We start from the raw sequence: 15,598 nt of genomic DNA, 5'->3' as shown, positions 1-15,598 counted from the left end.
CTTAAATTACCTTTCTGCACTATAACTAGTAGATTGCATGGTTTGTGCCAGTTTTAATTTCCTTTTAAATTAGATGGTTATCGTTTGAAAGGTTTTTTTTCTCAAAATGAGAATGAAATTAAAACTGCATAAATTAGGTATGTTGATCAAATAATTGATGGGTGGAGTATGTATTATTTGGTGTTCTTTGGTTAGTGCGATTTTTCGTAAAATGAGTTGTTGTTTGCACTGGAATTCGACTTAATATTGGCGCGGAATTCAATGTGGCTATTTCATCTTTTCTTCGAATCGTGGTATCACATAATTCGGCAATGACCGCTAATCCAATTCCCAATCCAATCCCGCCAAATAACCCGGCAATGATAAATAATAGGTTAGGTAAGTTGGATGGACTGTTTGGCGTATAAGGTCTATCAATGATTTTTACTCGTTTATCTTGTTCAAAAATACCGAGAGAACTGGTTAATTTAGCCATCTCAAATCGCTCAACTAGATCTGTGTATAGTTGGCGTTTTAAGGCTAAATCTCGCTGTAATTGAAATAACTCTTTTTCATTTTTTCCGAAATTAGCGGCTTGCATTTCAAGATCTTTTATCATGCTTTCTAGTACGTTAGTTTCTTCAGTTAACGCATCCACTTTGCTGGTCGCTTTTTGTAATTCTTCAAGCTGAGAAAGTAAGATTGGTGGCGCTTTTGCTAAATCTTCTACGCTATTGCTGCTGGCAATATCCCACAGTTGTTCGCTGCTCAAACTTGGTTGAGTTTGAGAAAGTAGACGATTACGCTCTTCTTCTAATCGATTGAGGTTTCTTAATTTACCTTGAACTTTACTGTGCTGTGGAGTGTACTTCGCTTGAAGTAAGGTCAGTTCTCCACGAATTCTAATGATTTGTTCTTCTATTTTACCAATTACTGGGTTGGTTTTTGATAATTGTAAATCAATTGAACCGAGACGTTTTTTTGCCCCAGCTAACTCAGCTTGACGTTCATATAGGCGTTGTTTTAGTTTGGTTAATCGATCCAAACTGGTGATTTGCATCTCAGGTAGAATGGTGTTTTCTCTGCTTTTAAATTGAGCTAATTTTTCCTCTGCTATATCTAACGCTTCGCGGCGAAAAGAAATATTTTCTGCTAAAAACTGACTTGAATCTTTCATTGATGAGCGCTCAGGTGCGAGTAATTGCTCTGTAAAATGTCGGCTGACGGCTTCAAGTGTGTCTTTCATTCCTTCTTGTTCTGTCGAACGATAATCAATACGAATAAGGTCTTTACCCGCCATAGTGACAGATAGGTTATTAGATAAGTGAGCCACAGCATTATCAATAGCCTGAGGAGACATCGAGTCATGTATATACCCTCTTTCTTCGGCAACCAAACCTAAAATATGACGGCTGTGCAATAAGGTTTGTAACGAACTTAAACGTTCTTTCAACATGGTTGAAACCGCTAAGTCCTCAAGGAATGGATTCATTTTTGCCGTCTCTTGAATCAACATACTTGTATGTGAGTCGTAATATTTAGGAGTCAGCTTTCCAATTGTTAACCCTATTATTGGCATTAATAAGATAGGTATCGCAATCAGATAACGCCGACGCCACGCTGACTCTATAATAATGAAAATACGTTGGCTTAATGTAATCATAAGGCCTCCAACCAAAAATCAAGTTGTTTAGCTTTGGCTTGCCATGTGTGCGCTTTAATTAGCTTTGTTTGTTGCTGTATTTGTTTATGGCGTTCTAGTTTATTAGGTTTAAACCAATTTTGTTGAATGGTATTTAAACTTGTATTGAATTCATTTACTGAATTTACAGTGTGAATTGCTGATTTATAAGGGGCTAGCGCTGGAAAATCAGTGCTAATTATTGGTGTCCCTGTCGCTAAGTATTCAAGTAGCTTTAGTGGGTTGCAGGATCTTATTTGCTCATTTTTTACAAAGGGTAATAAACTCACTTGCCAGTGTTGACTATAGCGCGGTAATTGATAGTGTGGCTTTGGCCCTAATATATGAACATTTTCTCGTTTAACAAGAGGGTTATAAGGCAACTCGTTTTGGCCAATAAAAATGAAGTGCCAATCAGGGTTAACCTCAATAACGTGATTAAGTAATTCATAATCAAGCCATTTCGATAAACTGCCATAAAATCCGGCAATAGGACGTCCATCATTAGGTAAGTCTTTTGCTCTGTAAACCGGTTGGTTAAAGAGAATAAAATCAACACCATGAGGTAGATACTTCACTTTGTTTTTTGGGAATTTGTCACACAGTACTGGGCTTGCAGCCAAAATAATGTCTGATTTTTTTACTAATCTTTCCTCATGAGCAAGGACGACATCATGGTCGACACCTGCTAAAGCGCCAAAATCATCGCCACAATAATAAATGATCCTAGATTCACCTAAGCTGCCACAAATATCTGCCACTGTTGGTAATGACGTCCATAAGATTGGATTTTTTAATTCTGCTTTTTTTATCAGTGGTTTCAATTGTTTTACGATTAATTGTTTTGCTATCCAACGCGCAAATCGTCTTTTTGGGGCTGGAATTGTTTTTAAATTCACCACTTGAAAGGGAGAGTCATTAGCCGTTGACTCTGTTTCTTTTTTTGTTTTAGGCTGCGTTAGCTTTTTCCAAGCGCGTTTAATGTCATGCAATGACCAGTTTGGCTGACGTAACCCAATGGAGTTCACCCAGATTATCTTTCTAGTAAGAGAGAGCTGCTTAATCAAGTGTTGAGTACTAGAGGGTAAACCACCCCAATCTTCGCCAAAAACAATCAGATCATGCTTCATGATGGATCTCCTCTTTGATGCTTTCTGCGCTTGTTATATCCAGTTGTTTGATTACTTTTGCAGGATTACCGCCAGCCAATACAAATGGAGGTAAGCTTTTGGTAACAACACTGCCTGAGGCGACAATAGTGCCTTCTCCTACGGTTACATTACCGATAATGCTCACGCGAGACCCAAGCCAAACATCTTTTTCTAAAACGATGTCACCGACTTGACTGTTTAAATCAGCTTTACCTAATGCGCGATCGGTTGGGTCAATTGGATGCCCTGGATAACCGCACAAAAAACCTTGCCCAGCAATGCGAACGTTGTCGCTAATAACGACTTTATTGCCAACTGCAATTGTTGTTTGCCAACTGATATCAACATTATTTCCAACGGTTAGCGTGGGGTTTTCTGAAGTAGTTCGTCCACTAAAGGTCGTTTGACCTGATATTCGGCAATCATCACCAATGCTCATGGTTAATGGACCACTAAAAAAAGGCAGTCCCCCATACAATAACGTTCGTTTTCCGTATGAACTTAAACGCCCTTTAAAAGCGGGAACGTAAAAAACGAGATGAATGAAGGCCTGCCATTGAGTCGTAATGGTTCGATGTAATCCATAGAAGATTTGATTCAAGAAGCGAGGCATTGGTAATTCAAAATAACGAATCGATTTAGCTATTTGAAATAGACCAGAAGCTAATGGACTATCGCCTTCTTTTAACCATTGTTTTAAGCGATAAACGGATAAGGTACTCATAGTGGCATTCCTTTTTTGATAATGCATACAATGAATACTTCATGGATTGTGCCAATTATTTTTTATTTATTTATCAATAGATTGGATTAGGCTGTTTTTTACTTTAGTGAGATTTCTCATTTTGAGAATCGATTTGGAATCGATAAGTTTGGTGGGTTCACTTGTTTATTGCTTCATTTGTCAGCTAATTTATTTAATGCTATTTCACTGGTTTTACTTACTGCAACTACGAGTGCAGCTAAAATATAAATAGGCCAATTGAATCCTTGGGTTAAAAAGGTGCCAGAAACGATGGTGCCAATTAACCCTGCGAATACTGCTTGAGCACAGGTATAGATAGCAGGATCAATATTATTTTGTACCGCCTTGACCGCTCGTAGGGTTTTATTGGCATTTTTAATTAATACAATAATTAAGCTAATAAAAACAATAAACCCAAGTACCCCTGTTTCTGCTAGTACGCCAAACCATGTGCTGTGAACGGCGTGATTTAATCCATCCCAATGAGGGCTGTAATAAAAATAATTAGCAAAAAAGTTATCTAAACCAACCCCTGTTAATGGATGGGTCATTGCCATTTTAAAGGCGGCTTCCCATGCATACAGACGGCCCATGGCTGATTCATCAACACCAGCCTCTGCTGCACCACCTGAAGCTCTATCGGATATGCCAGCAACGACAAACAAGATTGAGCCTGCCATGATGGCAATAGAGAATAAGAGCGCCTTAGATTTAATGCGTTGTAGTCCATAAATTCCGAATACTGCGATCATACCCAATAATCCACCGCGGCTTTGGGTAGCTATGACTGCCCAGAAGAGAATCGGAATGGCAATAAAACCAAGCATACGTTGATGCCAAGGTAGTTGATGAGTAACAAGTAGCCCAACGGCAAAAGAGGTGGGAAACAACAACACTAGGGCGAGATCATTAGGATCACCAAGCATGGACCCAAATTCTCGGCCGATGGTGACACGAGTCCCTTCAACCAAACCAATACCACCAAGTTTGTTTTGAATAGCGACGAGCCCCACTAATACGCCCGCAATAGTAATGGCTTTTAATGTAAATGAAAGTTGCTGAGGGCTTCGCACTAATACAGCAATTGCGAATGTCATGAGTATTATTTTCCAATAAATCCCTTTGAAGTATTCAATGGCAATAGGGCGATTACTGGCAAAGACAATACCAATAATTATTAACAGCATGAAGCAGGTAAGTAGTGTGAATTCTTTACACCAGAATAGTTTAATTTTCTTCGTGATCCCGACTTGCCAGCTTAATGCGGCTAAAGAGCCAAGAGAAAGTAAAAGGGGGATCTTTAAACTATACAGTTGAGGAAATACTTCATGGATTCTAAAGAAAGAGAAAATAACAAAAAGCAACACCATCAAGAATGGACGATTAAGCGTATAAAGAACAACTAGAGGTAAAATACCTAATACAATAATTAATGCGGGATGGGGAAATAAGCGCCATAAAACCCCTGCTAATAACGAACAGACAATAGCGGTAAACCATTGAAGGGGTTTTGATTGAAGTGGCGTATCATTTTTAATCATCACTTTTCCTATTTACTGTTTTTATGAGTAGGTAGGGGGATTAGTTGTAATTGATAAGCAAATACGAAGATTGAAAAAGTACAGGCTAAGGTTGCAATCAAATGAATGGTGCTTGGAAGTGAAGACAAGCTCAGTGCTATTGATATACCTGTTATAAGAAACAACACCGTTAATTTGCCGATTGAATAAGGCAATGGGTGATCATGCTGTGTAAAAATGTACGTTAATATGACCTGTATACTTTGAGCCACTATTAATGAGAGTAGTACGGCAATAAGTCCATAGAGAGGGGTTATTAAGGTTAGCAATATAACGCCCAATAGAGTTGATAACACATTAATCCATAATGATTTTTTTATTTTATTATGTGCAATATTTCCTATGTTTATTAGTTTGTTTAATTCTTTCATTGCTGAAACGATGATCAAGGCTATCGCTATATTTTTAGCTTGTTGATAATGTTCAGGCATTAACCATTCAATACATATAGGCACGCAGTAACAAGCAATGGTCGTTAATATACACAGTAATATAATTTGGCTTTGGATTGTTTGTGTGATGTGTTTTTTTCCTTTTGATTGTAAATAATTAATGCGTCTTGAGCTTAACCAAATGTGGAGTGGTTGCATTAATAACGTAAGAATTAAGGAAAAGTGAATGGCTACTGCGTAAACTGCCAGGTCGTTAAATGAGGTATTTTCAAGTAAAATCCAACGTTCACCGCCATTTAAACCAAATGCGACTAAACCGCCGATCATTAATGGTAAACAGTAAGGAAAGCAAAGAGTAATAATGTCTTTGTTAAAGAGATACCCCGTTCCATGGACCTTCTTATTTTGCTTGGTTTGAATATATATAAGAGCGCAAATTTGTAAGGCTGCGCTGATAAAACCTGCCAATAAGATCCCTGAAATACCATAATTTTGATGTAAAAACACAATAGTTAATAGTATTTGTAGGGTGGCTCGTCCTGCAGTTAGAAAGAAAAATAGCTTGGCCTTTTCTCTCATTTTTAATGAGGTAAGTACAACGGCAATCATGCCTTCAAATGCTAATGGCATTAATAAAAGCTCTAGCTCAAAGGTTGTTGCGTATTGTGGGTTTAATTCATATAAGAAGGGACTCAATAGCCAAACGACGACAAGAGAAATCACACCAATACACATGGTTAAAGTGAAAAATTCCCCCGTAAGTTTACGTTTTTTGTGAGGGTCTTGTTCTAACCCTACAAATAGAGATAAAGCTTTATGCAATGAAAATCCGAGAATGACACTTAACAACATCGAAAATGTCACTAATAACTCTAAACGACCTAATTCTGATTGTGAAATGTGATTGGCAATGTAAGGCAGCATAAATAACAAAATTCCTTTCATTAGTATAATGCCGCTAGCATAAAGCGCAGTGTGGTTTAATGTTGGTGATAAAGGAAATCGTTTCATTATTTCACCTCATTACTTTTAAATAATAAATTAAAAACGTTGGATAACAGAGGTTGTATCGTTTGCCAGAATGGTTTCGAATACGTTGAATCGGTAGGTATATCTAGTTGTTGCTCATAAATGGTTTCAAACTGTTTGGTATAATGTGAAAGAGTGAAATGACGATATACAGTCTCTTTTCCTCGCTGCCCCATTCGTGCCGCTAGATACGGGTTTTGAATGAATACCATGATGGCTTTAGCAAAAGAATCACTGTCATTTGGTTGAGTTAATAGCCCTGTTTCATAATGAGTGATGACTTCTGGTATCCCGCCAACCATAGGGGCGATAACGGGGAGTCGTGCAAGAGAGGCTTCAACCAAAGCTAAGCCAAACGCTTCATCACGTGCACCATTGATGTAGGCATTAACGTCACTTTTTAATAGCCCGACAACATTGCATTGCTCACCTAAAAAATGAACATTATTGTTTAAATTTAATTGGTTAGCTTGTAACTCTAGGGCGGATCTTTCTTCGCCATCCCCAATAATGATTAAATGTATATTAAGCATTACCGCATCAAGTTTGTGTAAGCTTTCTATTATTAAATCAATGCCTTTTCGATAAATTAATGAACCGGATGTAGCTAATACAAAAGCGCTTTTATCTATATTTAGTTGGTCTCTTAATTGTGTTGGTTTTTGAGCGTTTAGTTTTTTTGTATTTATCCCATTTGGAACTATTGTTATGTCTTCTTTTTGGTAACCATCTAGCAATAAATTTTGACCAATAGCATCACTTACGGTGATTAATTTAGGGCTAAAATGAAGACCTAAACTCAACCTATCTCGTAAAGGATATTGGGTGTGCAAATGCGTCACTAGAGGTGTTTGAGTATGACGAGCGACGAGATTCATCCATTGGCAAGGCGCAGCACTATTACAGTGAATTAAATCAACATGGTGTTGATTAACGATGTCTTTACCTTGTTGGTAGAACTCATGCCAATTAGAAAGAGAAAAGCGGGGAGATTGCCAGCCAAGTAACACGGTAAATGGTGTAACATAGCTTGCACTGAGTTGTTTCTGTACTTTGTCAGCAAGAGATTGTTGGTTGCACCACAAAATACAATCGTATTTTTGATGATTGATACTCTTGATGAGATTGATTAAACAGATTTCAGATCCGCGGATCCAATCATGACCATAATGAACGAACAGTAAGGTCTTTTTGGCTCTGTTTGACATGACTCACCTCCCTTGCTTTTTCTTTTGATATAAGAGATAGAGCAAAGGGAGTGCCAAATTATAATATTTTTTAATATGTTGATTTTATTAAGTTATATTTTTTATTACTGTAGAGATTCTCAATTTGAGAATAATTATTTTCAATTTGAGAACAGGATAATAGAAATAAAAAGTGGTGTGTATAGTAGTGAGTTGGCTATACCTGATATGCAGTTAATATGGTTGGAATAATCGCTTCAGTTGAAAAAGAGTGTCTAATCGTTTGCTGTGCTGCTTGTTGTATTGGTTCTTTTTGTTGATTAGAGAGTGAAAACCAATGTATGAGAGATTGAGAGAGTTGCTCAGGTTTTACTATCCAACTGTTTTCTTCATGTTTGATGAGTTTATGTAGATTTCCTACGGGTGTTGAAATAACAGGGATGCCTCTTCCCATTGCTTCTAAGGCTGTCATTGGTAAACCTTCATAGCGAGAACAAATGACCAATAATCCGATGTTGTTCCAGATACGATCCATTGAATTTTGATGGCCATGAAAAACGACATTACCCGTTGTTGGTTTTAGGAGTTCTTGCTCCATTGGACCTGAACCGTAAAGATGGAATTGATGGTCGGTATGTTTTTGGGCTAATTGAATAAATCGGTCAGGCGCTTTTTCGTGGCTAAGGCGCCCAACAAAGGCCACTTGTGAGCCTTGGGATATAGCAAGATTTTGTGTGGTAATAAAATTATTCAGAACCGTTGTTTTACTTGGTATTCGAGATTTTATCTGCTCACTAACGACAAAGTTGTAATGACTTAATAGCGCGCTCCATCGATCTAAAAAATCATAGATTGCTAATTTTCCTTTACTGACTTCGCCTGCATGAAAGGTATTTATAAATCGGATTTTTTGATGGGAGGTAAGTAATGATAAGCGTAATAGGCGAGAGTAAAGCGCGGCCTTATAACCATGAGAGTGAATAACTACTGGGCGATGGTGGCGCGCATAACGAAATAAATCACGTAACGATCCATTTAAAAAACGATAGGAAATATTGGCTTCATTTAATAAATGAGTGAGAGGGTGGGTATTGTCGTACTGACGAAGAAAAATAACTCGAACAGAGCGTTGAAATGATGTTATTCCCTGTGCGAGTTGTAAGATGTGGGATTCTATTCCTCCCACATCTCGACTATCGAGTAATAACCAGATTTCAGCATTTTTCTTATGAATCTGATTCTTCATACGCTTCCCATGCTTGTTTTTTTCGATACAAGGTCGATGGACTGAGTTCAAGTAATACCGCTGCATTAAGGACATTTCCATCACAATGATCAATGGCGTTTTGAATCACTTCTCTTTCAATATCGGCCATTGGTCGGATTATGCTGGTATCAATGTCTTGCTGTGTATTTGCGTGCTCATGGAGCGATTGAGGCGCAATAACCTCGTGTTGTGGTTGAACCATTTCTTCTTGTGGCGTTTGCGAAACCACCGATTGGGAAGTAGCAACCTGTGGTTTTGCTGATGGTGACGTAAGTTGTTGGTTTAATGGAGGCGGTAAATGCTCCATAGCAACATGAGTTTCATTATGAAGTACGACAACGTTTCTTATGATGTTTTGCAATTGACGTACGTTTCCGGGCCATGCGTAATTGCATAGTTTTAGTTCTACGTCTCGTTTCATTGCTTTGAATTTTTTCTTATCTTCTTTGGCGTATTTTTTTAAGAAGAAAGAAGCGATATCAATAATGTCTGTACCACGATCTCGCAGTGGTGGCATTTGAATAGGAACGACATGGACTCGATAATAGAGGTCTTCTCTAAAGCGGCCTTCGTTTACCTCGGTAAGAGGATCTCGGTTGGTGGCGCAGATAATACGAATGTCGGTGCTGAGTTCTTTGCTTCCACCTAATGGAGTAAAGCGTCCTGTTTGTAGAAAACGCAGTAATTTTTTCTGCATTTCTAATTCCATTTCGCATAATTCATCTAGGAATAAAGTACCGCCATTTGCCATCATAGCAGCACCTTTTCGATCCGTCGTTGCACCAGTAAATGCCCCTTTTATGTGACCAAAAATTTCACTTTCCATTAAGTCTCGTGGAATGGCACCACAGTTAATGGCCACAAACGGTTTGTTACTGCGCTGGCTTTGGTAATGAATGGCTTCAGCACACACTTCCTTACCCGTTCCACTTTCACCGTAAATAAAAACACTGGCTGTGGTTGGGGCAACAGCATCAATGATCTTGTACACCGCTTGCATAGGTAAACTTGAGCCAATAAACCCTTGGTATTTTTTACGGTTAAAGGTGTTTTGAAGATCTTCAACTAACCCTTCTAACTTATTGCGTTTCAAATGATTAGTAATAGAAGTTTTAAGGCGGTTTGCTTGGATGGGTTTTTCGATAAAATCATCAGCGCCGCTTTGTAATAAATTTACGGCGATATTGATGGTGCCGTGTGCCGTTGCGACAATGACAGCGGTTGGCAATTGTTTTTCTTTCATCCATGCGAGTACATCTTGCCCTGACATATCAGGCAATTTTAAATCGAGAATCACCAATTGAGGTGGATTCTTCTCCATGAAAGCTTTTGCTTGCTCTCCGGTAGTCACATGGAAGAACTCATAAGGCTCATCCTTTACGTATTGTTTGTAGAGGATAGCCAAAGAGGTTGAGTCTTCAACTAAAAGTACTTTTTGTAGCATAAGCAACGTCCTGTTTTACCTAGCAGTTTTTCATTGTACTGTGTTTTTGATTTTAATTTGTGAAGCCTAGTGCGTTTCGCTGTTCTAATGCCAAAAATGATTCTTTTGCAATTTCTGGTAGTAAACGTGCTTTTGCTAATGCGTCACTAAATTCGTGTTGAATACAGTGTAGCTCTATTTGGCGAGCTAAGGTTGATAAAGCAACGTTACCAAGAGTGAGAGAACTGCTGCCTAATGTATGGGCTTCAAATTCTAATACATATAAGTCTTCAGTATGGGCTGCATTTGTGATGGTTTCAACTCTGTCTTTAGATTCAATGATATAGAACTTAATTAATTCTGGCATGACCTCGGCGTCAGTGTCTGTGATGATTTGTTGAAGGATCTTTTCATCTACTAATACGGTTGAAGGCTCGTCATCTTCTTGTGCATCTTTGTTTTCTGTTGAGGTTTGCATGCGTAATGTTGGTGCTGCAGAGTGTATTGGTTGTTTTTCTTCAGTCTTTTCTTCTATTTGTTCTACTTTTTTAGGTTGATGTTTTTCTACCTTGATATCAGCATTGGACGCGGAGGCTTCTGTATTTATTGTGTCATTGATATGTGAGTAGTGAGATCGAGCAATGAGTGCTCCAAGTAAAAAAGAGAAACTCATTATTGATATGATGAGTATAAGGCCATCAGCTAATTGAATTGCTAAAGCCAGAAATGCAATAAGGATGGTTATGCCAATCCACGTGGCTGGGGTTGTGCGTTGTTGTTTTTTCATAATGAACCTCTCATCGCTTACCTGTTATTTCATTAATTATTTCTTTCGATTAAAAGTAATAATGCATCGTCATTTGGTGGTGTACCTGCCAATTTGTCGAAACATTGCATTACTTGTTCGAGAGCTTCTTCTATAGGTTTTTCTACAGTGGCTAGTAAGGTTGTTTTTATAGTGCGTTCTAAGGTTTCTCTTTCTGAAACTGTATTGCCAGACTCAAATAGCCCGTCCGTAAACAGCGCTAAACGTTCACCTTGTTTTAGCGTGAGGGTCTGTTCTTGATATTCAGTGATTGGCAAAAGGCCTGGTAATGTTCCTTGAATATCGATACTGCTTAACCCGCTAGGTGAAATATGCAGAGGGGCTGGGTGTCCTGCACTACTTATTTTTATCGTATCATTAGAAATAAAGCTTAAACAACAACTTGTTAACATGGTTTGTGACAACAAGTGGTCTTTAAATGCGTTATTTGAGAGCTGGGATAACAATTGGGCTGGTTGGGTAATGTCTGCATTCTGCATTAATCCACGAACATAGCCTGCATAAGCGTAAGCAAAGAACTTCGCACTTTCATCATGACCCATGACATCGGCCAGTAATAACAGTGATATGTCATCTTCTGTTCGGGAAAGTAAGAAATCGCCCCCGCCATGTCCTGTATTTCGTTGTTGAGTTGCAATGCTCCAATGCGTTGAATCAAGTTCTGTGTTTGGCAAAAGACTATGAGTTATTTTTTGATTTACTCGTTGAGAAAGAGATTTATATACTTGTTCAAAGCGAGCTAACACACGATTTATAGAGTGCAGTAATTGTTCTTTTTGAATGGATTTCTCTAAATAATCATCAATACCAAGTTGATTTGCATTTTGTAAGGTATGCGCATCTTGTAAGCGTGATAAAAAAATAAAAGGCGTAACAAAGGTATCCTTTTTTTCAAGTTGTGCTCTTAATTCTAATCCACTCATTTTTGGCATTTGAATATCTGAAATGATCAAATCAACCGTTTCATGGTTTAAAAATTCAAGCGCTTCTTCACCGTTATTTTTCGTGGTAATTGTAAATTCTTTCTCAAGATAAGCTTGGTAGAGCATTCTAAATATCGCATCATCTTCAACAATTAAAATATGGTGTTTTTTTTGAAAAGCGGCACGCTCCCATTTCATGGTTAGCATATTATTTTTATCGCTTGAGCTATAAATCATCTCATCGGTTTGATCTTGAATAATATCAATACCACGACCTCCACATTTTAAACTGAAATTACTGAGGTTTTCATTTGTGTGTTGAGTTGTTGGATCCCATGGTTCGCCAGTATCATAAACGTCGAGTTGCCAATGCTGTGTGGTTTTTCTTAATGCAATGGCAATTACGTCGCTAGGTTGCTTAGGGTGAAGTACGAGATTAGTACTCCATTCTGAAAAACAAAGTAAACATTGATGTTTGAATGTTTGTTGGGTATCCAGACTATCAAGAATTTTAGACAGTGATTGGCGTAGCACTCTAACAGAATCTAATGATACTGCTTGAGTGTCTTCAAAAAGTAGAATGGAATTAGTCATCATTACACCACTGTTGATAAGAATCGATTATTGTTAATCATTGAAATTAATTTAGTAGATAAACGATTAGGTAAAAAGCGTAAGCGTTCAATTTCGCGGCATAATTCATTTTTTAAACTAGGGTGATATTTATCATTGAAGACATGGCCGATGATATTTGCTTTATTATTCTCTAATGATTCGACAGCGGCTTTAAATTCAGTTTGTAGAGTTTGACCCGACAGTATAACCATAATGGTGCCATCACATGATGCTGCAACTGTCTGTGCAGGAATGCTATCAACCTGAAGTTGAGATAATGCAGATGAATCTATAATTACTTTATCAAACTCTGTTAACCATTGAGTGATATGATTTTTCATATTTTTTGGTTGACGAAGCTCCATCATATCGGCTTTATCTGTTGGAATAGGAAGCCCAGATAACACAACATTATCTTGAAGAGTAAGAGCAAGGTAATGCGGTCTCGTATCTTTTTCTTCTTGTGGTTCTGTAATAAAAGACAACGCGGTTAAACTCGGGTTTTGTAAATTAAGATCCACCAATAGAGTGCGATAACCTGCTAATAAATGTCGTTCAGTTAACGCTTGAGCCAATGAAGTAACGCCTTCTCCTGAATTGGTTGAGGTAATACACAGTGAGCGACACTCCTGTTGCTCTAGTTGCAAGAATACTTGCTCAATTTCCATATTGCATGGTGGTATTTTCATTACAAGGCTCCTATTAAAGCAATGGTTGCAACGATTTGGAATACATCTTTCATTACGACACGAACTTGTTCCATGACGCTTTCATCTTTATTGGGAATGTAGATAGTATCACCCGCTCTTAGTACTGGTAGGCTTCTGAAATCTGCAGTACGGCTGAACTCTACAAGGTCAAAAGTTCTTGCTTGCCCTTTGCCTAATGAGTGGTTTACGACACTGATTTTTTCAAGATAAGCGACATTACTTGGACCTCCCGCTTCTGCCAGTAAATCTAATAGTGTCATTGAATCATTAAAACGGTAACGGCCGGGTTTATTGATGGCACCAAGTACACGAATCGTGGTTTCTTTACTCTCATCAACCCAAATTCGATTCTTCTCAGGGACGTAAATTGTGTCACCTGTTTTTACTATTGGAAGTAGTGATTCATCACCCGTTTCAAAATACAATGCTAGGTTTAATTTACTTACTTTTGAATAGCTCTTATCACGATGAGTTATTCGGATATTATGGATGTCTGCATCTAATGTTGGTCCATCAGCCGCTGAAAGAATGTCTAAAAAGTGCATTTCATTGGTAAAACGGTAACGACCAGCAGCGTTTACTTGACCAAATACATAGATAGAGCTGTCTGAACTTTGACGAACCCATTGAGCTTTGTTATCCGATGGATCTTGAGGTAAATCGTGCACTCGAATGGTTGCCCCTGCTCGAATGGTTGGCAGGGCTGAGTCTGGTTTTCCTTTAGTAATAAATGAATCTAAATTAAAAGTATAAACTTGATTATTACCTTCACTGTCAGGGGTTACTATTTCGATTCGAGTGGTATCACCTCGAAGTGTTGGCCCACCTACGTGTGCTAATAAATCTAAAAATGACATTTCATCTGACCATTCAATACGGCCGGGGTGTTGTACTTCACCTAATACTCGGACGGCACGACTTGGTGCTATTTTTAACCATGATTTTTCATTCATGTCTGTTTTTTCAGGGACAAAAATCGCGTCGCCTGCTGAAATTGGTGGGGGACGTTGGTAGTTCGTACCTTCTGTATAACCAGATAAATCAAAGTTAATCACCGCACCATTGGCTTTAATAATTCGTATTTGGCGAGATTCTGCAAATCGTGTTGGGCCACCTGAGTTCGCTAAGATATCCATAAAGGTAGCGCCTTTTTTACCTTCAAACGCACCCGGTTTTGCTACTTCACCCATGACATAGACCATGTTTGAGCCCGATTTGATTTCTTCTTCTTGTTTTGGAACAAAGATGGTTGATCCAACTTCAAGTGGCGGTAATAAACTGTCATCACCGGTATCTAAATAACGTTTTAGATTAAATAGGGCGGGTTGGTTTTTTGAGATAACTCGAATTTGTTCGACACCTGCGTAACGAGTAACTCCACCAGCACGCATTAACACATCGACAAGGTTTGTTCCTGATTTATAAGAGAAGGTACCCGGTGCATTAACCTCACCAAAGACTTTAATCGCTTTTTTACCATCAGTTGCATCGCCGGCTTGGGATAATTTTGATGGATCAAACTCTTGTTCGATATTACCTACCATCGGGGAGGCTGGGATAAATAACGTATCTAGTGATTGAAGTTCGGGAAGTAAAGACTGATCACCAGAGTCTAAAAACGCTTTGTAATTAAAGGTTGTCACTTTGTCTGAACGACGAAGTTGCAAACGGTTTAATTGAGCCCCTGAGCGTAAGCCGCCAGCCGCATAAAGTGCTAGTTGTACAGAATCACCATCGGACAGCGTATATTCTCCTGGTTGTTTTACATAACCTTGAATATTTACGATTAATTGGCGTTTACTTATAAATACTTGAAGATTTCGTAAATCTTGTAATATGGTTTTTAAGCTTAAAGTAACACTCGATACCATTTGAGCTTCTGTTTTTCCTGCGACAAATAAAGGCCCGACTTCAGGCAGTATTACTCGTCCTTGTTTATCGACTTGGAAGTCTTTATTTAAAGAATCCTCACCGGGTAACATGATAGTAATAACGTCACCTACACGCACAGTATTGTTTTTATCTTTTGAATGCACCATTGAGATAGAAGAGAACAAAATGGTGATGAGTAAAATATGAAAAATACGCAT

Annotated in this window: 12 protein-coding genes; all 12 read right to left on the bottom strand. The window is 38.3% G+C overall.

Features of this window, described 5'->3' with window-relative positions; all coding sequences use genetic code 11:
• Positions 1-133 precede the first annotated feature (133 nt).
• The gene (locus tag BTO23_RS17765; protein WP_061004017.1) at positions 134-1,642 is read right to left on the bottom strand and encodes a GumC family protein; all 1,509 of its coding nucleotides are present in this window, start codon (positions 1,640-1,642) and stop codon (positions 134-136) included.
• Complete coding sequence (locus BTO23_RS17760) at positions 1,639-2,790, bottom strand: glycosyltransferase (protein WP_105064193.1); 1,152 nt, start codon at positions 2,788-2,790, stop codon at positions 1,639-1,641. Before BTO23_RS17760 ends, BTO23_RS17765 begins: the two co-directional genes overlap by 4 nt.
• On the bottom strand, positions 2,780-3,535 hold the full coding sequence (locus BTO23_RS17755; RefSeq protein ID WP_105064192.1) for an acyltransferase: 756 nt from the start codon (positions 3,533-3,535) through the stop codon (positions 2,780-2,782). Before BTO23_RS17755 ends, BTO23_RS17760 begins: the two co-directional genes overlap by 11 nt.
• A gap of 173 nt (positions 3,536-3,708) precedes the next feature.
• The gene (locus BTO23_RS17750; RefSeq protein ID WP_105064191.1) at positions 3,709-5,097 is read right to left on the bottom strand and encodes an O-antigen ligase family protein; all 1,389 of its coding nucleotides are present in this window, start codon (positions 5,095-5,097) and stop codon (positions 3,709-3,711) included.
• Between the two features lie 8 nt (positions 5,098-5,105).
• The gene (locus tag BTO23_RS17745) at positions 5,106-6,539 is read right to left on the bottom strand and encodes a lipopolysaccharide biosynthesis protein (protein ID WP_105064190.1); all 1,434 of its coding nucleotides are present in this window, start codon (positions 6,537-6,539) and stop codon (positions 5,106-5,108) included.
• A complete protein-coding gene (locus BTO23_RS17740) occupies positions 6,539-7,765 on the bottom strand; it encodes a glycosyltransferase family 4 protein (RefSeq protein ID WP_060993169.1) in 1,227 nt (408 codons plus the stop codon). The genes BTO23_RS17745 and BTO23_RS17740 overlap by 1 nt, the downstream gene beginning before the upstream one ends.
• Before the next feature lie 196 nt (positions 7,766-7,961).
• The gene (locus BTO23_RS17735) at positions 7,962-8,990 is read right to left on the bottom strand and encodes a glycosyltransferase family 4 protein (protein ID WP_105064189.1); all 1,029 of its coding nucleotides are present in this window, start codon (positions 8,988-8,990) and stop codon (positions 7,962-7,964) included.
• Positions 8,971-10,455, bottom strand: coding sequence for a sigma-54-dependent transcriptional regulator (locus BTO23_RS17730; RefSeq protein WP_105064188.1), 1,485 nt, complete (start codon positions 10,453-10,455; stop codon positions 8,971-8,973). The genes BTO23_RS17735 and BTO23_RS17730 overlap by 20 nt, the downstream gene beginning before the upstream one ends.
• A 52-nt stretch (positions 10,456-10,507) precedes the next feature.
• The gene (locus tag BTO23_RS21470; protein ID WP_211295938.1) at positions 10,508-11,221 is read right to left on the bottom strand and encodes an Hpt domain-containing protein; all 714 of its coding nucleotides are present in this window, start codon (positions 11,219-11,221) and stop codon (positions 10,508-10,510) included.
• A 32-nt stretch (positions 11,222-11,253) separates the two neighbouring features.
• The gene (locus BTO23_RS17720) at positions 11,254-12,780 is read right to left on the bottom strand and encodes a SpoIIE family protein phosphatase (protein WP_245922137.1); all 1,527 of its coding nucleotides are present in this window, start codon (positions 12,778-12,780) and stop codon (positions 11,254-11,256) included.
• Positions 12,780-13,487, bottom strand: a complete 708-nt coding sequence (locus BTO23_RS17715) for a CpsD/CapB family tyrosine-protein kinase (RefSeq protein WP_105064185.1) — start codon at positions 13,485-13,487, stop codon at positions 12,780-12,782. The genes BTO23_RS17720 and BTO23_RS17715 overlap by 1 nt, the downstream gene beginning before the upstream one ends.
• Positions 13,487-15,598, bottom strand: coding sequence for an SLBB domain-containing protein (locus BTO23_RS17710; RefSeq protein ID WP_105064184.1), 2,112 nt, complete (start codon positions 15,596-15,598; stop codon positions 13,487-13,489). Before BTO23_RS17710 ends, BTO23_RS17715 begins: the two co-directional genes overlap by 1 nt.

It is taken from the genome of Aliivibrio sifiae, assembly GCF_002954715.1.
GTDB lineage: Bacteria > Pseudomonadota > Gammaproteobacteria > Enterobacterales > Vibrionaceae > Aliivibrio > Aliivibrio sifiae.
The sequence above is the reverse complement of the archived record's forward strand: the minus strand, read 5'-3'. Positions and strand labels throughout refer to the sequence as shown.